The 20,485-nt window shown below is 58.9% G+C and carries 21 protein-coding genes; 11 read left to right on the forward strand and 10 right to left on the reverse strand.

The features are described from left to right. From FO268_RS04765 to FO268_RS04780, 4 genes are all read right to left on the reverse strand, one after another. A complete protein-coding gene (locus FO268_RS04765; protein WP_150991674.1) occupies positions 1-2,262 on the reverse strand; it encodes a PAS domain-containing hybrid sensor histidine kinase/response regulator in 2,262 nt (753 codons plus the stop codon). Continuing rightward, on the reverse strand, positions 2,240-3,409 hold the full coding sequence (nosP, locus tag FO268_RS04770) for a nitric oxide-sensing protein NosP (protein ID WP_150991678.1): 1,170 nt from the start codon (positions 3,407-3,409) through the stop codon (positions 2,240-2,242). The genes FO268_RS04765 and nosP overlap by 23 nt, the downstream gene beginning before the upstream one ends. 253 nt (positions 3,410-3,662) lie before the next feature. After that, complete coding sequence (locus FO268_RS04775; protein WP_150990282.1) at positions 3,663-4,766, reverse strand: porin; 1,104 nt, start codon at positions 4,764-4,766, stop codon at positions 3,663-3,665. A gap of 181 nt (positions 4,767-4,947) precedes the next feature. Continuing rightward, complete coding sequence (locus FO268_RS04780; protein ID WP_150990284.1) at positions 4,948-6,342, reverse strand: WS/DGAT domain-containing protein; 1,395 nt, start codon at positions 6,340-6,342, stop codon at positions 4,948-4,950. Between the two features lie 342 nt (positions 6,343-6,684). Between FO268_RS04780 and FO268_RS04785 the strand changes: the two genes are divergently transcribed. Together FO268_RS04785 and FO268_RS04790 are read left to right on the forward strand one after the other, a co-directional pair. Continuing rightward, a complete protein-coding gene (locus FO268_RS04785) occupies positions 6,685-7,608 on the forward strand; it encodes an alpha/beta hydrolase (RefSeq protein ID WP_150990286.1) in 924 nt (307 codons plus the stop codon). Between the two features lie 73 nt (positions 7,609-7,681). Then, entirely contained in the window at positions 7,682-8,431 is a 750-nt protein-coding gene (locus FO268_RS04790; protein WP_150990288.1) for an FFLEELY motif protein, read from the forward strand. Positions 8,432-8,446: 15 nt separating this feature from the next. On the opposite strand, the gene FO268_RS04795 is transcribed toward FO268_RS04790, so the two are convergent. After that, on the reverse strand, positions 8,447-8,725 hold the full coding sequence (locus tag FO268_RS04795) for a polyhydroxyalkanoic acid system family protein (RefSeq protein ID WP_150990290.1): 279 nt from the start codon (positions 8,723-8,725) through the stop codon (positions 8,447-8,449). A 114-nt stretch (positions 8,726-8,839) separates the two neighbouring features. Between FO268_RS04795 and ubiE the strand changes: the two genes are divergently transcribed. The 9 genes from ubiE (at position 8,840) to FO268_RS04840 (ending at position 15,005) form a co-directional block, all read left to right on the forward strand. Then, positions 8,840-9,631 (forward strand): bifunctional demethylmenaquinone methyltransferase/2-methoxy-6-polyprenyl-1,4-benzoquinol methylase UbiE, encoded by a 792-nt coding sequence (ubiE, locus tag FO268_RS04800; protein WP_150990292.1) that lies wholly within the window; start codon positions 8,840-8,842, stop codon positions 9,629-9,631. After that, a complete protein-coding gene (locus FO268_RS04805) occupies positions 9,631-10,269 on the forward strand; it encodes a ubiquinone biosynthesis accessory factor UbiJ (RefSeq protein WP_150990293.1) in 639 nt (212 codons plus the stop codon). Before ubiE ends, FO268_RS04805 begins: the two co-directional genes overlap by 1 nt. Continuing rightward, on the forward strand, positions 10,266-11,915 hold the full coding sequence (gene ubiB / locus FO268_RS04810) for a ubiquinone biosynthesis regulatory protein kinase UbiB (RefSeq protein WP_150990295.1): 1,650 nt from the start codon (positions 10,266-10,268) through the stop codon (positions 11,913-11,915). The genes FO268_RS04805 and ubiB overlap by 4 nt, the downstream gene beginning before the upstream one ends. Positions 11,916-11,929: 14 nt before the next feature. Then, positions 11,930-12,367, forward strand: coding sequence for a phosphoribosyl-AMP cyclohydrolase (gene hisI, locus FO268_RS04815; RefSeq protein ID WP_150990297.1), 438 nt, complete (start codon positions 11,930-11,932; stop codon positions 12,365-12,367). Next, the gene (locus tag FO268_RS04820; protein ID WP_150990299.1) at positions 12,360-12,689 is read left to right on the forward strand and encodes a phosphoribosyl-ATP diphosphatase; all 330 of its coding nucleotides are present in this window, start codon (positions 12,360-12,362) and stop codon (positions 12,687-12,689) included. Before hisI ends, FO268_RS04820 begins: the two co-directional genes overlap by 8 nt. A 112-nt stretch (positions 12,690-12,801) precedes the next feature. After that, a complete protein-coding gene (gene tatA, locus FO268_RS04825; protein WP_150990301.1) occupies positions 12,802-13,038 on the forward strand; it encodes a Sec-independent protein translocase subunit TatA in 237 nt (78 codons plus the stop codon). Positions 13,039-13,048: 10 nt separating this feature from the next. Continuing rightward, positions 13,049-13,498 (forward strand): Sec-independent protein translocase protein TatB, encoded by a 450-nt coding sequence (gene tatB / locus FO268_RS04830; RefSeq protein ID WP_150990303.1) that lies wholly within the window; start codon positions 13,049-13,051, stop codon positions 13,496-13,498. Next, the gene (gene tatC / locus FO268_RS04835; protein ID WP_150990305.1) at positions 13,495-14,289 is read left to right on the forward strand and encodes a twin-arginine translocase subunit TatC; all 795 of its coding nucleotides are present in this window, start codon (positions 13,495-13,497) and stop codon (positions 14,287-14,289) included. Before tatB ends, tatC begins: the two co-directional genes overlap by 4 nt. After that, positions 14,286-15,005: a 16S rRNA (uracil(1498)-N(3))-methyltransferase gene (locus tag FO268_RS04840; protein ID WP_150990307.1), complete on the forward strand. Its 720-nt coding sequence runs from the start codon at positions 14,286-14,288 to the stop codon at positions 15,003-15,005. Before tatC ends, FO268_RS04840 begins: the two co-directional genes overlap by 4 nt. Before the next feature lie 7 nt (positions 15,006-15,012). Here the strand turns inward: FO268_RS04840 and FO268_RS04845 are convergent, their stop codons facing one another. From FO268_RS04845 to FO268_RS04865, 5 genes are read right to left on the reverse strand one after another with little or no spacing between them, the layout of a single operon-like run. Beyond that, positions 15,013-15,921 carry a DUF808 domain-containing protein gene (locus tag FO268_RS04845; protein WP_150990309.1) on the reverse strand — a complete coding sequence of 303 codons (909 nt, stop codon included), beginning with the start codon at positions 15,919-15,921 and terminating at the stop codon, positions 15,013-15,015. Between the two features lie 52 nt (positions 15,922-15,973). After that, positions 15,974-17,197 carry a UbiH/UbiF/VisC/COQ6 family ubiquinone biosynthesis hydroxylase gene (locus tag FO268_RS04850; protein WP_150990310.1) on the reverse strand — a complete coding sequence of 408 codons (1,224 nt, stop codon included), beginning with the start codon at positions 17,195-17,197 and terminating at the stop codon, positions 15,974-15,976. Next, positions 17,190-18,470, reverse strand: a complete 1,281-nt coding sequence (gene ubiH / locus FO268_RS04855; RefSeq protein WP_150990312.1) for a 2-octaprenyl-6-methoxyphenyl hydroxylase — start codon at positions 18,468-18,470, stop codon at positions 17,190-17,192. The genes FO268_RS04850 and ubiH overlap by 8 nt, the downstream gene beginning before the upstream one ends. A gap of 2 nt (positions 18,471-18,472) precedes the next feature. Then, on the reverse strand, positions 18,473-19,795 hold the full coding sequence (gene pepP / locus FO268_RS04860; protein WP_150990314.1) for a Xaa-Pro aminopeptidase: 1,323 nt from the start codon (positions 19,793-19,795) through the stop codon (positions 18,473-18,475). A gap of 26 nt (positions 19,796-19,821) precedes the next feature. Then, positions 19,822-20,418, reverse strand: a complete 597-nt coding sequence (locus FO268_RS04865) for a UPF0149 family protein (protein ID WP_150990316.1) — start codon at positions 20,416-20,418, stop codon at positions 19,822-19,824. Positions 20,419-20,485 lie beyond the last annotated feature (67 nt).

A 20,485-nucleotide genomic window follows, 5' to 3' on the forward strand; every position in this document is an offset into this window, starting at 1 on the left:
TCACCCCCTCAGCAGGTGATTCAACGCACTCCGCAACTTCAACGGTTTGACCGGCTTGTTCATCAGCACATACCCCAACTCACGAATATGCTGCTTCAACTCGTTGGTGTAATTGGCGGTAATCATCACCACAGGTGCAGGGCAATGCCGGCGACCGTTGATATTGGCTACAACGTCCACGCCGTTCTCGTCGTTATCCAGGTGGTAGTCCGCCAGAATCAGGTCCACCGGGCTTTCGGCCGGGTCCAGCTGGCGTTCCAGATCTTCCAGGGAAACGGCAGAAATCACCTGGCAATCCCAGCCTTCCAGCAGCGTCTGCATTCCCTGGCAGATGGCGTGATCGTTATCAATGACCCAGATTCTGGCGCCACCCAGGCCGCTGTGGGTTGAAACAGCCCGCTCACTATCCGGCGTCGGTCGTTTGGGCAGTAACTTCCCTGTCGGCACCTTTACACTGAAGACCGAGCCTTTGCCCTCCACCGAAGACACCGTCACTTCGTGGCCCAGCATTCGGGAAATCTTGTCCACTATCGCCAGTCCCAGGCCGAGCCCCTTGTCCGGTTGCGCTCCGGCAGGGCGGATGCGTTTGAACTCCTGGAATATCTCGGTGAGTTTGTCCGCCGGAATACCCGGCCCGGTGTCCCACACTTGCAGCAGTATATGATCAGCACGCCGGCGACAGCCCAACAGGATTCGCCCTTCACCGGTGTAACGGATGGCATTGGTCAGGAAGTTACGGAGAATTCGCGCCAGCAACTGCGAATCGGACTCCACGATCGCTGATGAAGCCACAAAGTCGAGCGTCAGCCCTTCTGCCATGGCCATCTGACGAAACTCCCGCGCAATATTGTTGAGCAGATCCCGCAGGTCAAACGCCATTATATCCGGCTTGATCACGCCGGCGTCCAGCTTGGAAATATCCACCAGGGTGCCCAGCAGGTTTTCCACATCGTCCAGGGACGTACTGACCGAGCGAACAAGCCCCTCAGCCTTGGGGCCGAACGAGTGTTCCAGCAAGGCACTGGTGAACAGACGGGCAGCGTTCAGAGGCTGCAACAGGTCGTGGCTCACTGCAGCCAGGAACTTCGTCTTGGAAAGATTCGCACGCTCGGCATCCATCTTGGCATCCCGCAGCCTGGCCTCTACCGCCGCCCGTTCGTCTATTTCCTGCCGCAGCTGGTTGTTCAGCCCGGTCAGTGCCGCAGTGCGCTCCTTTACCCGCCGCTCCAGGTCGTCGTAGGCCTGCTCCAGCGCCAGGGCGGTTTTGCGGCGCTCTGTGATATCCCGGATCAGCACAAAGAAACCAGTCACCTGGCCTTCCGTGTCCACATTGGGCACGTACGCACGGAGCATGTAGCGTGACTCCCCGGTGTCGTTGGTTTCCTCGAACTCAAAATTGACGCTGCTGCCCTCCAGAACTTTCTCGACGTGGGGCAGAAGCCGCTGATAAAGCTCAGACTGGTGAACCTCCTGCAGGTGCTTGCCCAGCGGGGATTCGCCTTGTCGGACGTACCAGGCTTCGTAGACCTTATTACAGAACTGCACGGTCATGTCGGCGCCGACATAGGCAATCAGCGCAGGTACATGATCGGTAACCACCCGTATCCAGCGCTCACTTTCCTCGAGCGCCTTGATGCGGCGCGCCATTTCGCTGTTCTTGACGTCGGTGATATCCGAATAAAGTACCACCAGGCCCCCTTCCCGGGTCGGCCGTTCGGTCATCTGGACCCACCGATCATTGGCCAGAAGGAAAACCACACCCTCTGACGAGGCGTTGACATGCTCTTCCACAACCAGCCCGGACCTGATTGCCTGCTCCTTCACTTCAGCGATGGAGGCACCAGTGGGCGGCACTTCCACACCAGAGTGTTGCCAGTAGCTGCGGAACCGGCTATTACACTGAACCAGGCGGTGCTGATGATCAAAGAGAACAAAGCCGTCGGCGATGCTTTCGATGGCATCCACCAGGCGCTGGCGGGTTGTTTCAGCCTCTTCACGGGCACGACTCAGGGCCTTGTTGCTGCCCTTGAGCTCGTCCATGGTCTGGTTGAGGGCTTCAGTACGTTCGCGCACCTGCTCCGCCAGCACCACCGAATGCTCGAACACCGCATAGGGCTCCGGCTTATGAGCTGAACCGGATTCCACCCGCACAATCAGGGCATCCCGGATTTTCCGCAGGCGTTCGTTCTCCGCCTCCAGTTCAGCAATACGCTGCTCCCTGCTGCTTTCAGCGTCAGCCTCAGTTATGACCGTATCCGACATCAGGCTGGCCAATCACCACCCCCGTGAACGTTTGATTTATGTGCATACCATCGAACTGCTCACCATAGGTATTGAAGCCGATGACCTTGTGGTGCCGTAGGAACCCAGACACCTCATCCGCCACACCGGTCAGTTCCGCCTCCAGGCGTCGTAGGAAACAGTCACAACCGATGGTGACCAGGGGTGGCCCCACCACTCGCTCAGAGGCTTCAATCTGGGTGCGTACACTGTCCAGCAATGACCCGGGCTCCATGGCCGTCATGACAATGCCGGTTTCCACAGCACAGTAGAACGTCAGGCTCTTGTCGGCATTCACCCGCTGCACCGAGCGGACAAAGTAATGGCCACCAATCCGTACCCCCATGGGCCGCAGTGCAAAAACCTTACGGTCCAGTTCTTCTACGCTCACACCTACTGCCCGGGCATAGGCTTCCGCTGCCGGCTCCGCATTCAACTCATAAACCGTGCGGCTCTTGGCATCAGCATCGGTGACCACCAGCTTTTCGCTTCGGGCCTCCATGTGGTGAGTGGAAAACACCCGGAAATCCAGCGGCGTGTTCACCAGCATCACAGTGGCTGCACCGGTGTGAAACCGGCCATCGAAGAAAACGTGGGTATTGGCCAGGCGCTCATCGTCCCCGGCCGAGCCGCCAAACTGGGGAATGGTGCCCAGGGCGGCATTAAGAGTAGCCAACACCAGTTCTTCGCGGCTCGACAATCCGTCCAGGAGGGTGATAGCAAACGTGTTGCCCTTTATGGGCGCCAGGCGAGCATCCCGGCAGGTGGCCAGAAGACCATCGATCACGCTTTGAGCGTCCTGTAGGGTAAAGCTGTCCAGTTCACTGATCAGCGCATAATCGATCGAAAAGTAACGACGATCAAACCCTATGGCAGTAATGCAGCCCCGGCCATAACCCTCCGGGGTGATTTCACCGGCGGACGTACAACCGCTGACCCGGATCCCCGAAAACACCTGCTCCAGCGCCATACCCAGGCGTTCAAGATCGTATTCAGCAGAGCAAAAAAACAGGACACAACCAAGATGATCGTGGCTGAGCTGGCTGGCAAGGTAAGTGGCCGCCAGCATGGGGTCACGTGCGTCGGAACTGGCTACCCTGACTGCAGGCAACGTGGTGGCTGGCTTCATGAAGGCGCGCTCCGCAACCGTATGGCTTTGTACCGATTCTACGGCTTCTGCAAACGGAGCCAATGCGACTTCAGTGCTTTTAATGGGTGCGCCAAAATGATCGTAAGCCATTGATTTAATAACCTCCCTGATCAATGCCTGTCAGCGCTGCCGGTTTGCAGGGAAGCAAACCGGCACTTTAGTCTTAGAAGTGGCCTCCGCACGCCAGGAATCCGTCCCAGCGTTTGAGAGAGACTACCCCATCAAATGACGCTTAGAACGTGATGACAGCACCCAGCGCCAGGGTATCGAATTCTGCGGCATCACCACCGGTGGACTTTACGGTCTGCTCAAACATGTTGTATTCGCCCACCAGCTTGAAGTTGCTGTTCACGTCATGAAATACCGCAAAGGAGGTGTTTTCGGTCTCAAAATCGCCCTGATCAGAGTCTGTTTCGCCATAGGAGACCACGAAACGATTGGCGCCCAGAGTGTAGGAACCCTGCACCAGATACCCGTCAGCATCCTCTTCCGATGCAAGGGCCGCATCTGTAATCAATACCGGAACATCACCTTCGGAAGTAAAGCCCGATGCGGTTAGCGAAAGACCCGCCACCGAGGCTTTGAGACCGTAGCCCACGCCCTGGCTGTCCACTTCAGTGGTCGCATTCTCTGAACTCTGATGACGGCCGTTGACCCAACCGGTCAGCGCGACGCCACCAAGATCGGCAGCATAGGTCAGCTCCGCTTCAAAACGGGGTGCCGACTGCTCGGACTGCGCACCCGGCGTGGTATCGGCAGGTTCAAAAATACCCGCAGCGACCTTCAGGCCACCCATATCCGGAGTCCGGTAGGTGATCTGCGCAGAGGGATTCGGATAGGGGTAACCGGTACGGATATTGCCGAAAGAAACACCGGTTGCCGCGCCCGGGGAACCGAAGCCCATGAGAATTTCGTCCAGGAAAATATTGGACCGGGCATACAAACCAAAATCCTTACCAATCAGAACCTGGCCGAACGACCCGTCCACGGTGGCGTAGAGCTGGCGTACGTCGATCGCGGTGTCGGTGGGTGACTGCAGGCTGTCGTTGATGGTGGACCAGAAAGAAGACCTGCCACCCAGGGTAAGATCACCCATCTCTTTGCTGAAGTTGAAACCGATGGTGTTGGGCAGGAAACCCATCTTGACGTCCGAATTGCGTACGTCATTCAGCTTGTCGTCACGGTTCACATAGAACGCGTTGAAATAGCCGTCCACCGAGAAGCTGGTACCGTCTTCGCTGTAAACTTCGATCGCTGCATTGGCGCCTGCGCTGGCCCCCATGGCGGCAGCCATTGCTAAAGCGAGCCCTGACTTTCTGAAATTGTTGTTGTTCATATTTCCCCCGGTTTTTGTTGAATCTGGGTGTGGAGCAACGGGTGATGACCCGTGCCTCAGGCGTACTCTCTCGCCTGAATTCAATGGTCGATGAAGCAGCGGGAGTGGGAAATGCGCCAAGGGGGCAGGTTTTCTGATCTTTTAGGAGGCTGTGAAAACAGAACTTTGGGATTACTACCTGTCAGGAAGGGAAGAGATCGAGCTCTTGCAGGCAGTCGTCCAGGAACCTTTCGGGGTGGGCCAGAACGGCCTCGTCAGCCACGACACCGAACTGGACCTGGCCGGCGTAGCTGACAATGCTGACTCCAAGCCCGATATCGCCGGCCTGGGGTACCCAGAACATCTGTTCCAGGATGCGGCAACCAGCCAGGTAGCGTTCATCCCGTGTACCCGGCACGTTCGACACCACCGCGCTGGCCTTGCGGTAAAACAGGTCTGCTACGGGCTGGCGCCAGGCTTCAGGAATAAGCGAGGCACTGCCGGTCAGTGCCCAGGAGAGGCCCGGTTGCCAGCTTTTCTTGAGTTTTCGGGTTTCATGCTTGATGCGAAAAAGCCGTTCCAGCGAACTCTCACCATCCACGGGCAAAGGCACGAAAACGGTGCCGAAGTAATTACCCAATGTGCCGGGTTCCGGCTTGACGTCCTCCGGCAGGCGGCTGCGGATATCCACCGGCACTGCGGCGTGTAGCACCGCTTCATCCATGTCGGTGTCATCGGCCACAAGCCGCTTGCGGACGGCTGAAGCCACACAACTGAGCAGCACATCGTTGATGGTAACGCCGGTAACTCGTGCGATGTAGCGGAAGCGCTCAAGTGACACCGGAGGCGACCAGCGGCACTGGCGCCGCCCCAGCAGCGACCGTTTCAGGGACGAAGCCGTATCCTCCGGTTCAACCAGGAACTGGCTGAGTTCGTTCACCAGTTTCAGGCTTTTCCAGGTCGCCCGTTCCAGAGCGTTGCGGCCCGCGGTGCCGCCATTGCCGGGGATGCCCCCTTCCTGTGCCACCTCGAGTTCTGGGGTCTCACTGGCAGCCAGTTCGCGCAACCAGGCGTTGGCCGCACGCCCCCACCGCCCCATATCTGCCTGTTCCGGCGCGCCATAAAGCACAGGTGCCTGCTGTGGTGAGGGTGGGCAAAGGCGCTCGAAAATACCCAGTAACGAGAGCCCGTCGGCGTAACAGTGGTGCATTCGCAGCAACAGGGCAGCGCCGCCATCGGTATCCGGTAGCAGCCAGAACTTCCAGAGGGGCCGGTAGTCTGGCAGGGGCTGGTTCAGGCGGGCAGATACCCAGTCCTGTAGTGCCTGAGGGTCAAACTCCCCATGCACTACTTCTAGATGATGGTGTAGCGAGAACACCGGGTCCTCTTCCCACCACCAGGCCGGGGCGCGGCGCACGGGCATGAAGCGAAAACGGGCCCAGGCCAGCCAGTAGATCTGAAGGAACTCCTGGAAACGCGCTTCCGTCAGCCCTTCCACCCGCAGCATGACGGTGATGGTCATGGGGTTTTCCGGGCGCTCCAGGGCCAGCCATGCTGAATCCACAGGCAACAGCAGATGCGATTCCTTTTGACTCAAACCTGACTGTCCCCGGGTAAATTCAGCAAGAAATGGTTAAACGACCCTGCATTGTGCCAGACAAGCACTGACGGCTCCATATAAGGGCAGGCTCCAGGTGATTACAAAACGTTACACTGCTACAACCTATCACTTCTATACTGGGAATAAGGATTAATGAAATGGTTATGAGGCACCCGACGTGCCTTTACGCCCCCTTAGACAAACGTCTATTGGCCGCAACTGGGCGTAAAAATGGTAACCAGTGCCAATATATGTCGCAGCATAAAGCGGTACAACTGAATTACCAGCACCGATCGAGACCAACAACAGGCAAACACCGGGTGCTGGAGGAGAGCAGTTATGAAAGCGAGCCACGTACGCAAACTGATCAAACCCATTGAGAGCGCCTATTCCGAGATGTTCTCGGGCCGCGTCTACCGTGTGGGCACCGGGGCGGTCTCCGTCCGCAACCACAGCGGCAAGGCGGAGCAGACTGTTATTGGCGTACACGGCTTTCTGGAAAACCACTGTTACTTCACCCAGGCCTACGAGGCGCCCACTACCGAACTGATCCTGCTCACCTGCAGCAACTACCATATTCCGGTCAATGGCGTAACACCCGAATCACCGGACTGGGAAGTGCCCATCAAGTACCTGGATGGGACTGTCGAGTACGACGCCTGCATTCTCAACCAGGCGCTGGCAAATCTGCCAGCGACCGATAACATTCGCGTACACGGCCACTCCCGCGGCGGAGCAGTCATCCTTGAGGCCATCCAGCAATGGCCGGAACTGTACGAAAATGTCGAAGTGGTCCTGGAAGCGCCGGTACTGCCCGATGGCCGGCTTTCCGCCCTGGTAACAGCCATCCTGGAACCGGTGAGTCACGGTATGTGGCCCTGGCTGATCCGCCTGATCAACAGCGCGCCGTCGTCCGCTTATGGCCAGACCTTTTTCGGCAAGATGAATCCCCGCAAGAAGCAGCTACTGGCCAAACTGTTCTCCGCCACCAAGGACCACCTGACCATCGTCCGCAACATTGAGGACCTCATGGCGTGGATGGAGCGCACAGACGCCAGTGTCTATAGCAAGATCCGCTATGGCACCTTCCTGATTCCCGCAGTGGATCGCATCCTTGATCGCCAGGCCATGCTGGCCAGTGCGCGCCAGAGCCCGACCACCATGCGTATCGTTGAAACCGAGGCCCCCAGCCACTTCATCATCCTCGACAGCAAGGAATGGGTACCCGGGTTTGAGACCCTGCCCACCGCAGCCCAGGGCTGAGGTTGCTGCACAAAGGCTTTGGCTCCGCTAAACTGGCCCGCTTCCAATCCAGGTTCAGTGGAGCGTCACCCCCATGTATCGAGAGCGCCTTGTCGCCACCAGCGTCCAGTCCGACAGCGCCCGCCGCTTACAGCAAATATTGCTGGACTACCATGATTTTCGCCAGCACAAGGTCGCCCACCCTCTGCTGGAACACACGTTCCTGATCGCCGACTGGCAGGCGGAACGGCTGAAGGCCACTCACGAGGACCTGTACCGGCACCCCGGTTACCACACCGGCCTCGAATTCCTGCTCACCGACCTGTACGCACCTGCCGGCATGACCCGGCGCGACGACAACATCGACCGGGTCTTCCCGAAAATGGTGAAGTGGTTGCCGGACAATCTGCTGGATACCTTTGCCGGACTGGTGGAGCTGAACCTGATCACCCAGCAACTGGACCTGGAGCTGGCGGAACTCTGCCATAACCATGGCCTCGCCCCTGCGTCTCTGAGCACGGACGACTATTGCCGGCTCTTTCGCTCCAGCCAACGCCTGGAGCAACGTGAACGCCAGATTACCCTGGTGGCAAAGGTTGGACGGCAACTGGATCGATACGTCCGCAACCGAACCCTCGGCTGGTTGCTGACCATGAGCCGTACACCTGCGGAAATGGCGGACCTGAGTGACCTGCACAGTTTCCTGCATCGGGGCTATTCTGCTTTCCGCAAAATGGACGATGTGGAACGACTGATCGACCGCCTGGTTACGCGGGAGAGAAAGGTGCTGGAGAACATCCTGAAGGGTCACCCGGAGCCTTTCGACCTACCGCGCGACCTTTAAGGGCACCCGCCCAGTTCAAACCTTCAGTATCTGATCCAGCTGGGAATGGATCTCCTGCTCAATGCGGGATTTGAACGGCCGCAACATCATCCCCAGCTCCAGATGAACATGGAGGTCGGTGTCGGTAATGTTCAGATGGCCCTTCACGCCGCTGCGCTTGAACCTGAGATGATCCCCTTCCCATTGATAATTTACATCGAACTGCTTCGACAGATCCTCGGCCAGGGTTTCCGCCGCCTGACGGGCATGATCTTTATCAAGGGAATGGGCGCGATGGACATCGATAACAGACATGGATCGGGTTTCTCCGCAAATTAAGGGACGTTTTACAGTGTAAGGCGGCATTAAACTTGTAGCCACCCCCGCAGGCGTTAGAATACGGGGTTCAGATTCTGACAGGATATTGCCATGAGCGAGCAACAACCGTCTGCAAACCAGCCGCAGCCAGAGGCGCCAAAAGACGACGTCACCCACTTTGGCTTCCGCAACGTGCCGAAAAGCCAGAAGGCGGGCCAGGTAGCGGAAGTGTTCCACTCTGTGGCGGGCAAGTACGACCTGATGAACGACCTCATGTCCATGGGGATTCACCGCCTCTGGAAGCGTTTCACCATCGAACTCTCCGGCGTGCGCAAGGGCCACCAGGTGCTCGACATTGCCGGTGGCACCGGCGACCTGACCATGAAATTCTCTGATCTGGTTGGCCCCGCCGGTAAGGTAGTGCTCGCCGACATAAACGCCTCCATGCTGCAGGTTGGTCGCGGCCGGTTAACGGACCGCGGCTACGCCGGCAACATTGAATACGTCCAGGCGGATGCCGAACACCTGCCGTTCCCGGACAACAGCTTCAATGCTGTCAGTATTGCCTTCGGTCTGCGCAACGTGACGGACAAGGACCAGGCACTGCGGGACATGACCCGTGTGCTGAAACCGGGCGGCAAGGTAATGGTGCTGGAGTTCTCCAAACCCACCAACCCTTTACTCAGCAAGGCCTATGACGTTTACTCGTTTAACGCCCTGCCGCTGATGGGCCAGCTGATCGCCGGCGATTCCAACAGTTATCAATACCTGGCCGAGTCCATCCGCATGCACCCGGATCAGGACACCCTGAAAACCATGATGGAAGAAGCCGGCCTCGTGAACTGCAAGTACTACAACATGACCGGTGGCGTGGTCGCCCTGCACGTGGGAATCAAGCCCTGATGTTTCCCGGCCCTACCCTGATGTCCGCCATTACTGCCATCATCGAGAACGCCCTCAACCGCGCTCTCGAACTGGACCCGGCCGGAAAACAGGCGCTGATGTCGGCGCTCACAGGGCCGGTACAGTTTTCCCTTGAATCCCTTGACCTCACGCTGGTGCTGCAACAGGCGGCGGGACGGGTCCAGGTGGCCAGCCAGCCTGCGGAATCGCCGGCGCTGGTGCTGTCCGGGCGCCCGGTGGCTTTCGCAGCCCTGGCAACCGGTGATGACCGGGTATTCAGCGAAGGACGCATTCAGGTGACGGGCGACACCGCACTGGCGCACCAGTTCCAGCGTGCCATCGACCAGCTCGACCCCGATTGGGAAGCTGCCATGGCAGCCCATATTGGCGATGTGCCCGCGCACTTTATTGGCCAGCGCCTTCGTGGAGCTGTGCGCTGGAGCCGGCAGGCCTTTGGCTCCCTGAATGCCAACATTGAAGAATACATTCACGAGGAAAGCCGCAGCCTGCCCGGGCGCCGGGAGCTGGAAGCCACCTTCACCGATATCGACCACCTGAACCTGCAGACAGAACGTCTGGAAGCCAGGGTCGAGCGGCTGGAAAAGTCCAATCAAAAAGACCGACCGGAGACGCCGTGACGCGCCTGCAACGCCTGTTCCGCATTGCCTGGGTCTTCTGCCGCTACCGGCTGGATACCTTCTTGCCCCTGGCGGAGCTGCCACTACCGCTGAAGCTGTTCTTCCTGCTGGCCCCCTGGCATCTGTTTCCGAACCCGAAGCTCGACAGGGGAGATCGCCTGCGACTGGCCTTTGAGGAACTGGGGCCGGTTTTCGTGAAGTTTGGCCAGATTCTCTCAACTCGCCGGGACCTGCTTCCGGACGATATGGCACTCTCCCTCAAGAACCTGCAGGATCGGGTCCCCCCTTTTCCCGGTGAAGTGGCCCAGAGCATTATAGAGAAGTCACTCGGCGCGCCGGTGGCAGAGCTGTTTGCGGAGTTTTCCCGGGAGCCCATGGCCTCCGCCTCGGTGGCTCAGGTGCATGCCGCCACCTTGCGGGATGGCCGGGAGGTCGTCGTCAAGGTCATACGCCCCGGCATTGAACGGGTTATCCGCCAGGACCTGGCGCTTCTGTATATGATGGCCCGCCTGCTCGAGCGCTACTGGTCCGAAGGCCGGCGGCTGCATCCGGTGGAAGTGGTGGCGGATTACGATTCCACCATTCACGACGAACTGGACCAGCAGCGAGAAGCTGCCAATGCCAGCCAGTTGCGTCGCAACTTCGAGAACTCCTCGCTCATATACATTCCCTCCATCGACTGGGATTACACCCGCAAGTCGGTGCTGGTGATGGAGCGTATTCACGGTATCCCCATCGCCGATATTCCGGCCCTCAGGGAAGCCGGTGTGGACCTGAAAGTGCTGGCGGAAAAAGGCGTTGAAATTTTCTTCACACAGGTTTTCCGCGACAGTTTCTTCCACGCCGACATGCACCCGGGCAATATTTTCGTGGACGTGAGCAACCCGGCGGACCCAAAATACATCGCCATTGATTTCGGCATCGTCGGCACCCTCGCCCCGGATGACCAGAGCTACCTGGCTCGCAACCTGCTGGCGTTTTTCCGCCGTGACTACCGCCAGGTGGCGGAGTTACACATTCAGTCCGGCTGGGTGCCGCCGGATACCCGGGTCAATGAATTCGAGGCTGCCATACGCACCGTCTGCGAGCCGATTTTTGAAAAGCCGCTGAAGGACATTTCCTTTGGCCACTTCCTGTTGCGGCTGTTCCAGACCGCCCGACGCTTCAATATGGAGGTGCAGCCACAACTGGTTCTGCTACAGAAAACCCTGCTGAATGTGGAAGGCCTGGGGCGCCAGCTCTATCCGGACCTGGACCTGTGGAGCACGGCACAACCTTTCCTGGAAACCTGGATGCGCAAGCGCATCGGTCCGTCAGGGTTGATCAAGTCACTGCAGTCACATCTGCCGGCCTGGCTTGAACAGTCACCCGAGATGCCCCAGCTGGTTCACGATGCTCTGGTCCAGCTGCGCAAATCGGGCTCCAACGAGCAGTCCAGCCACGCTACACTGGAACTCATTCGCGAGAACCGTGCCCGTGCCGACCGCCGCTGGCGCAGAGGGCTGGCGGCAGCGGCCCTGGCGGGGGTCGCCTGGCTGAGCATCGACCACGACCTCGCTGCCCTCGCCCAGACCATGCCGGCCCATGGCTGGGCACTGTTGGCCGCAGCTACCTGGCTGATTGCCGGCGGCAGACGAAAAAACTGAGGGAAGTCATATAAATGCAAGAATCACAAGCTACAGTCGAAACGCCTGAATGGTTAAACGACATCCGCTGGAATGCGGATGGACTGGTGCCGGCCATTGCCCAGGATGCCACCACGGGCGATATCCTGATGATGGCCTGGATGAACGCCGAGTCCCTCAGGCTAACGGCCGAGGAAGGCCAGGCGGTGTATTGGTCCCGGTCACGGGGAAAGTTGTGGCGCAAGGGTGAAACGTCCGGCCACCAGCAGCTGGTGGCGGAGATCCGCCTGGACTGCGATGACGATGTCATTCTTCTCAAGGTGGAACAGAAAGGCGGTATCGCCTGTCACACGGGACGTCGTAGCTGTTTCTATCGCCGGTTGGAAAACGGCGAGTGGGCAAGTGTGGACCCGGTACTCCGTGATCCCGCCGCAATATATGGCAACAAGCAGGGAGATAGCAGCAATGAGTGACGTTCTGGAACAACTGGCACAGGTGCTGGAAGCCCGCAAGGATGCCGACCCGGAAACCTCCTACGTTGCCAGCCTGCACCAGAAAGGGCTCAACAAGATTCTGGAGAAAGTAGGGGAAGAATGCACCGAGACACTGCTTGCCGCCAAGGATGCGGAGCAGTCCGGCGAAACCCGGGATGTGGTGTACGAAACCGCAGACCTGTGGTTTCACAGCATGGTTATGCTGTCGCGGCTTGGACTGGGGCCAAAAGATGTCCTGGACGAGCTGGCCAGCCGCTTTGACCTGTCAGGCCTGGAAGAAAAAGCCTCCCGGGGACAATAACCTGGCCACTCACCTGGCCAGTACCGGTGATACCTCTGAAGAGGGTTTCCGGATGCCCCCGGATGTGGCGTACAATCAACGGTAACAGAAACATTGAAACGAGGGTCCCGTCATGGGCATCAGTATCTGGCAACTCCTAATCGTACTCGGCATTGTTATTCTTTTGTTCGGAACCAAGAAACTCCGCAACATCGGTAGCGACCTGGGCGGTGCCATTCGTGGCTTCAAGAAATCCATGAACGACGAGGACAAAAAGGACGAAAACCAGGACGCTATTGAAGAGAATGCCGACGCCAGGCCCCATGAGGCCAGCGCCGAAGAAAAGCCACGGGACAAGTCCCACAGCTGAGACTGGCTGAATGTTTGATATCGGCTTTGTCGAGCTGCTGATCTGCGGCATCATCGCGTTACTGGTCCTCGGCCCCGAGCGCCTGCCTACTGCTGCGCGGGCGGCTGGGCGCTGGATTGGTGGCGCGCGGCGCATGGTCAGTCAGTTTTCCTCGGAGCTTGACCGCCAGCTGAAAGCGGAAGAGCTGCGGGAAGAATTGCGCAAAGCAGGCGATGTCGGCCTGGAGGATGTCCAGAAATCGGTCCGTGGCGCTCTGGATGAGGCCAGGAAGTACGAGCATCTGGTTCTCTCGGACGACGAGAAACCCAGGCACCGGCCCGCACCCGCCACCCGGCGCGTCACCGAACCAGCAAAACCAGAGATTGAGCCAAAGGAAGATCCGGCCTCAGCCAATACCTCCGCTTCCGCGGATGAAGACACCCAGAAACAACAGGGCAGCACGCCGGAACATCGTTCATGACTACCCAGCCAGACGGCAGAAACACACAGGGCACCGACGAAGCCCAACCGGAAATGCCGCTGATAGAGCATTTGCTGGAACTGCGTAATCGCCTGCTGAAAATGGTTCTGGCGGTGATCATCTGTTTCGCCATCATCTACCCGTTCGCCAATGAACTCTACCTGCTGATATCACAGCCCCTGCGGGATCTGCTGCCGGTCGGGCAGACCATGATCGCCACGGACATTACATCGCCTTTCTTCGCACCGCTGAAGCTCGCTCTGGTACTGGCCGTGTTTGCGGCAATACCGGTGATTCTCTACCAGCTGTGGAGTTTCATCGCCCCGGGGCTTTACGCCCATGAGAAGAAACTGGCATTTCCGCTGCTGTTCACGTCGGTGATACTGTTCTATATGGGTGCGTCTTTCGCCTATTTCGTGGTGTTTCCGCTGGTATTCGGCTTTTTCACCGCTATCGGCCCGGAAGGCATCGTTGAGTTACCGGATATCGCCAGCTACCTGAATTTCGTGCTGAAGATGTTTTTTGCCTTCGGCGTTGCCTTCGAGATACCCATTGCCACCATCCTGCTGATCCTTACCGGCGCCACCACGCCCGAAGACCTGGCGGCGAAACGCCCTTATATTGTGGTGGGCTGCTTCGTGATCGGCATGCTGCTGACCCCGCCGGACATCATCTCCCAGACGCTGCTGGCCGTGCCCATGTGGCTGCTGTTCGAGCTGGGCATTCTGTTTGGCCGTCTGGCCAGGCGCGAAGTGAAGGACCCGGACGCCTCGGAAGCCTCCGGCGAATGAATCTGGCGTTACTGTTCGCAGAGGACTTTACCGCTGATAACCGGGCGGTGCTGACCGGGCGCCGGCTGGCCCACCTGAATTCTGTACTGAAGGCTGCCGAGGGGGATCTGGTGCCGGTGGGCCTGGTAAACGGCGATATCGGCACCGGCCGCGTGTTGCAGCTCACCGACACCGTGGCAACTCTTCAGGTAGAGCTGGCCGAACCACCGCCCCCGCCACTCCCCCTGACCCTGGTTCTGGCGATGCCAAGGCCGAAAATGTTTCGCCGGGTGTTGCAGACCTGCGCCTCGCTCGGCGCCAAGGACATCTGGCTGATCAACAGCTACAAGGTGGAAAAAAGCTTCTGGCAGACGCCCTGGCTGTCAGAAGAAAACCTGCGGGAGAACATGACCCTTGGCCTGGAGCAGGCGCGGGATACTATTATGCCCCGGGTTCACATCCGTAAGCTGTTCAAGCCGTTCGTGGAAGATGAGCTGCCGGCGTTGCTGAAAAACACCCGCGCACTGGTGGCCCATCCCGGTACCGACACCCCCTGCCCGGCTCATATCAATGAGCCGGCTACCCTGTGCATCGGCCCGGAAGGAGGCTTCATTCCCTACGAAGTGGAGAAGCTGGTTGAGGCTGGCTGCGAAGCGGTACACCTCGGCAGGCGTATTCTGAGAGTGGAAACAGCGGTACCGGTGCTGATCAGCCGTCTGTTCGACGCCTGTGGCTAGGTCAGGCTCAACGCTCCTTCCAGAACTTCACAGCAGGCGTGATCACCGCCACCAGCACAGCGCCCACCACAACACCGAACAGTCCGTCAGCAATAACAGGCACTATGGCCTGGGCATATCCACCAAAGCCCTCGGCAAAGCGATGAATGGCATCATACACTGGAGGCAAGCCGTGGGTCAGAATGCCACCGCCTACCAGAAACATGGCGATGGTGCCTAATACAGACAGGGTTTTCATCATCCATGGCGCCAGCCAGAGAATACCCTCGCCCACCCGCTGAGCGACCGCGCTTTCTTTTTTGCTCAGGTACAGGCCACCATCATCCAGTTTCACAATACCCGCCACCAGGCCGTAGACGCCGACGGTTACCATTACGGCCACTACCGTCAGCACCAGAAACTGTGTGCCGAAAGCCTGGCTACTGACGGTGCCCAGGGTGATTGCAATAATTTCAGCGGAAAGAATAAAGTCTGTACGAATGGCGCCCTTGATCTTGTCTTTTTCAACAGACTTCAGGTCTGCATCAGGATCTTTCAGGGCTTCGTGCAGTTCGGCTTTATGTTTCTCAACCTCCTGCTTGTGCAGGAATCGGTGGGCGAGTTTCTCAAAGCCCTCAAAGCACAGGAAGGCGCCGCCCAACATCAACAGGGGGACAACCAGCCAGGGCACAAAGAAACTGATGGCCAGCGCCCCGGGGACCAGGATGGCCTTGTTGATCATGGAACCCTTGGCCACTGCCCAAACCACGGGCAGTTCCCGGGCAGGCTTCACACCGGTCACCTGCTGGGCATTAAGCGCAAGGTCATCTCCCAGCACGCCTGCGGTTTTCTTGGTGGCGGCCTTGGTCATCAACGCAACGTCATCCAGAACCGTTGCAATGTCATCAATCAATACGAGCAGACTGCTGCCAGCCATAGTTCATTCCTTTGTGGTTAAACTGCTCCGGTGATAACCGTGCAATCCCTTATCAGGTGTCCAATCCCATGGCCTCAGCCGCAATGCGGTTCTTGATGGGGCCAAGCTGGTTCAGCCAGTGCATTCCGGTATTGCGCAGCCAACGCACGGAGAGCTCATCGCGGCCAAACAGCTGCTTGAAACCCTCCATGGCCGCCATCATCGTGAGGTTTTCACCTTTCCGGCGACGCTGGTAACGAGCCAGCACCAGATCATTGTCAGGGTCGATGCCCGCCTTTCTTGCCCGCAGCAGCTCATCCAGCAAGGCCCGCACATCGCCATAACCCAGATTGGCCCCCTGCCCCGCAAGGGGATGGATGGTATGGGCCGCGTCGCCCACCAACGCAAATCCGCTGGCGATGTAATCCTTGGCGTGGCGCTGGCGCAGCGGGAACGCGTAACGGCGCGAGACCACCTCAACCGATCCCAGTTCGCGCTCAATGGCGATTTCAAGCTCCGCCCTGAAGGCGTCGTCATCCAGCGCCATCAGGCGTCGCGCTTCTTCGGTATCCTGAGACCACACAATCGAGCAGAAATGCTCGTCACCGGATTCTGTCAGCAACGGCAGGAACGCCAGCGGTCCGGTGGGAGAAAACCGTTGCCAGGCGGTAAACTGGTGGCTTTGAGCGGTTCGTGCCGTGCACACAATCGCCTGCTGGCCATAATCCCATTCCCGGGTTGGTAACCCCACCCACTGGCGCAGACGGGAATGGGCGCCATCGGCGGCCACCACCAGACTCGCTGTCAACGTACGGCCATCCTCAAGATGAATGCCGCGTTCGCTACCGCCCTGCCACCAGCCGGTTACCTTGACGCCATCGATCAGCTCAACACTGCTGGAATCGAGGGCTGTAAACAGCGCCCGCACAATGCGACGATTCTCGATGATGGTGCCCAATGCCGGAGCCCTGAGTTCGGCAGCTTCAAACTGAATACGGCCGGTGCCGTCTCCGTCCCACACGGTCATCGTCTGGTAAGGGCAATGGCGACCGGCGGTGATGTCGGACCAAACGTCCAGCTGTTGGAGCAGGCGCTGACTGGCGACTGAAATGGCGCTGACCCGGGGATCAAAACCGTCCACATCTGAGGCTGGCGCTGATTCCTGCAGCAATGTCTTGCGGTCGCTCCCTTCCACCAGCCCGACTTTCCAACCCTGCCGTGACAGCCCCAGCGCCAGGGCGGAACCGACCATGCCCCCGCCAACCACCAGGATATTGAAGTGCGTCTGATCACTCATGATTGTTGCGTTCCGTCGAGGCGTTTCCGGGCGCGCGGATTTCGGCACGGCGACCGCCCAGGCCCATGGCCTGGCGGGCAAACCAGCGTTTTGCGCCAGGTAAAAGATCCAGCCCCATCAGGCCGGCATCGCGGGCGGTGGTCACCAAAGGCAAGTGAGTACCGAACAGCTGTATCAGGGAATCAGAAAACCGGACCGTCTGCTGCCAGTCCTGGCGATGGCGGTTCTGATAGCCCTTCAGTACTGGCAGACTGCCCAGGGCCTGTCCCCGCTCAGTTGCCACCCGGAACTGCTCCACCAGGGCCATAAGCCCGCGCAGGGCGAGGTTAAAGCCCTGCCCCGCCACCGGATGCAGGGTATGGGCTGCATTGCCCACCAATACAACGCCAGGGCGAACGGACTCATCCACGGTTTTCAGGGTCAGCGGGTAATGGCTGCACTCACCGATGCGAGTGAACCGCCCCAGCCGCCAACCAAACCGTTGTTGCAGGCGGCGGCACTTGTCCTCATCACTGAGGTCTAGCAGATCATCAAGGGCTTCGCTGTCCAGTGTCCATACCAGGGCCGCCATATTTCCCGCGCGTGTGGGGGAACCGTGGGGCAGCAGTGCCATGGGGCCGGCATCGGTAAAACGCTCGTAGGCGGTGTAGTCGTGGCTGTTGGCCGTGGTGACATTGGCAATCAGGGCATACTGGTCGTAGGCTTGCTCATCCACCCGGAAACCGAGCTTTTCCCTCAGCCCGGATCGACCGCCGTCGGCCACTACCAGGCATTGTGCGGTCAGCTCGCGTCCGCCCTCTTTCGAATCCAGCGTGACCCTGACACCCTCTGGCAAAGGTTGCATGCCTGTCACTTCTGCAGGAGCTTCCCATACCACGCTGGTCTGAAGCAGTTCCCGCATCAAACACAAGCCCATCCAGCGGTTGTCTGCCACGTAGCCCAGAGCTTCCTGATGATGGTCCGCTGCATTAAGCCGGGTGGCACCAAAGTGGCCACGGTCCGACACATGGATATGGCGAATGGGGGTGGCATGCTCCGAAAGCCGTTGCCATAGCCCGAGCTCCTCGAAAATCAGCCGCGAGCCCCAGGCCAGTGCTGTGGATCGGGCGTCATAGCTGGGCTGATAACTGTCCGGCAACGCCTCAGGCGACAATGGAAACGTTTCCACCACTGTTACCCGCAGTTGCGGCAGGACTCGCGCCAGCGCCAGTGCCAACGTAGCGCCAGCCAGCCCCCCGCCGGCGATGATGATATCGGTATCATGCTGTTTCACGGTCAGTCGGCCATTAGCGCTTCAATCTCGGGGATGGTTTTGGGAACAGTATCGGTCAGTACCCGGCAGCCTTCTTTCGTCACAACCACATCATCTTCGATACGGATGCCGATGCCGCGCCATTTTTCATCCACGTCGGTGTTGTCCGGTGCAACGTAAAGCCCCGGCTCAACCGTCAGCGCCATACCCGGTTCCAGCTGACGCCAGGCATCGCCTACCTTGTAATCCCCTACGTCGTGCACGTCCATCCCCAGCCAGTGACCGGTGCGGTGCATGAAGAAGGGCTTGAACGCCTGCTCCTCGATGGCCTGCTCCACGGTGGTGTCTTTCAGCAGGCCGAGATCAATCAACCCCTGGGTGAGCACTTTCAGTGCGGCCTGATGAGGATGGTCCCAGTGATTGCCGGGACGCACTTCATCGATAGCCGCGTACTGGGCTGCCAGTACCACCTCGTAAAGGGCCCTCTGTTCATCACTGAACTTGCCACTGACCGGGAAGGTGCGGGTAATATCGGAGGCGTAGCACTCCAGCTCGCACCCGGCATCGATCAGTACCAGGTCGCCTTCCTTCAGCGGGGCACTGTTTTCTATGTAATGCAGGATGCAGGCGTTCTGGCCGCCGCCAACGATGGATGGGTAAGCCGTAGAGCGGGCCCCGTTTTCCATGAAGGTGTGGATCAGCTCTGCCTCAAGGTTGTACTCGAAACCGCCCCTGCGGGCGCGTTTCATGGCCCGCTTGTGGGCCTCGCAACTGATTTCACCCGCCCTGGCCATCACTTTTATTTCTGCCGCACTCTTGTAGAGTCGCAAGTCATGAAGCAGGTGTTCCAGGGCAACAAACTCGCCGGGAGGGTGGGCGCCCGAGCGGACCTTGCTGCGGATAACCTTGACCCAGTCCATAACCTTGGCGTCAAAGTTGTGGTCTTTGCCCAGCGGGTAATAAACCCGGCTGCGGCCTTCAATCATGCCCGGCAGGATGTCATCAATATCGGAGACCGGGAAGGCGTCGTCGAGGCCGAAGGTTTCAATGGCGCCTTCGGGGCCGGCCAGGAAACCGTCCCACAGTTCTTTCTCGGGGTTGCGCTCCTTGCAGAACAGCACCGACTCGCCATGCTCGCGGCCCGGAATCAGCACCAGAACCGCATCCGGCTCATCAAACCCGGTCAGGTAATGAAAATCGCTATCCTGCCGGAACGGATGCAGCACATCCCGGTTGCGCACCCGCTCAGGTGCAGCGGGCAGAATGGCAATGCTGTCCGAGGCCATCCGCTCCATCAGCCGGCGACGACGATCGTTGAATTCCTTGACGGGTATCAGTGAGGCCATGGTCTCTCCCACAATTCGTAGCGTTCTCAGTGCAGTGTTGGCGTTTTCGGCGACGGCTTTTCGGGCGGATTGAACTCGGTAAATACCGCCAGCGCACCCAGCCGTACGTATTCCACAATCTCCATCAACTGTTGTTCGCTTTCGTCATCCGGCTCATCATCGTCAGCGACCTGGCTGATAGCCACCATATCTTCAATCAGCTCGCGAATTTCATCCGGTGCTTCCCCCAGGGATTCGCCGGCTGAAAGGGCCATCCCTTCCAGAAAACCTCTCACCCAGGAGGTCAACGCTTCCAGGCGTTGCTCAATGGCGTAGTCGTCATCGGGCAGCAATGGTTGAAAGCTCATATCGGTGGCTTTCATAAGCTCCAGAGTCTGGTCGTAGGCCGAGGCCATGAACTCGCGGAGCTCGTCTGACTCATCCGTTGCGGTGACAGGCAGACCCATGTGCTCACAGACCATTGCCAGCCACTCTCCTTCATCTATACGCGAGCCGGCCGCCAGTCGGCCACAAAGAGCACCATGAAGTTCCGAGGGGTGGCTGAAGGCCTTGTGCACAGTGAACACGTTTGCCCAGCGCTCGAAGGCCACAGCACGGGCATTGGAGGTGTCGGTTTCGGACATGAATCGGGACGATCCTGTATCAATGAATGAAGGCCCTATCCTAGCATTCAGGCCGTATTAAGGCACT

Origin of the sequence: Marinobacter denitrificans, from assembly GCF_008795955.1 — a bacterium.
In the GTDB taxonomy this organism is placed as follows: domain Bacteria; phylum Pseudomonadota; class Gammaproteobacteria; order Pseudomonadales; family Oleiphilaceae; genus Marinobacter; species Marinobacter denitrificans.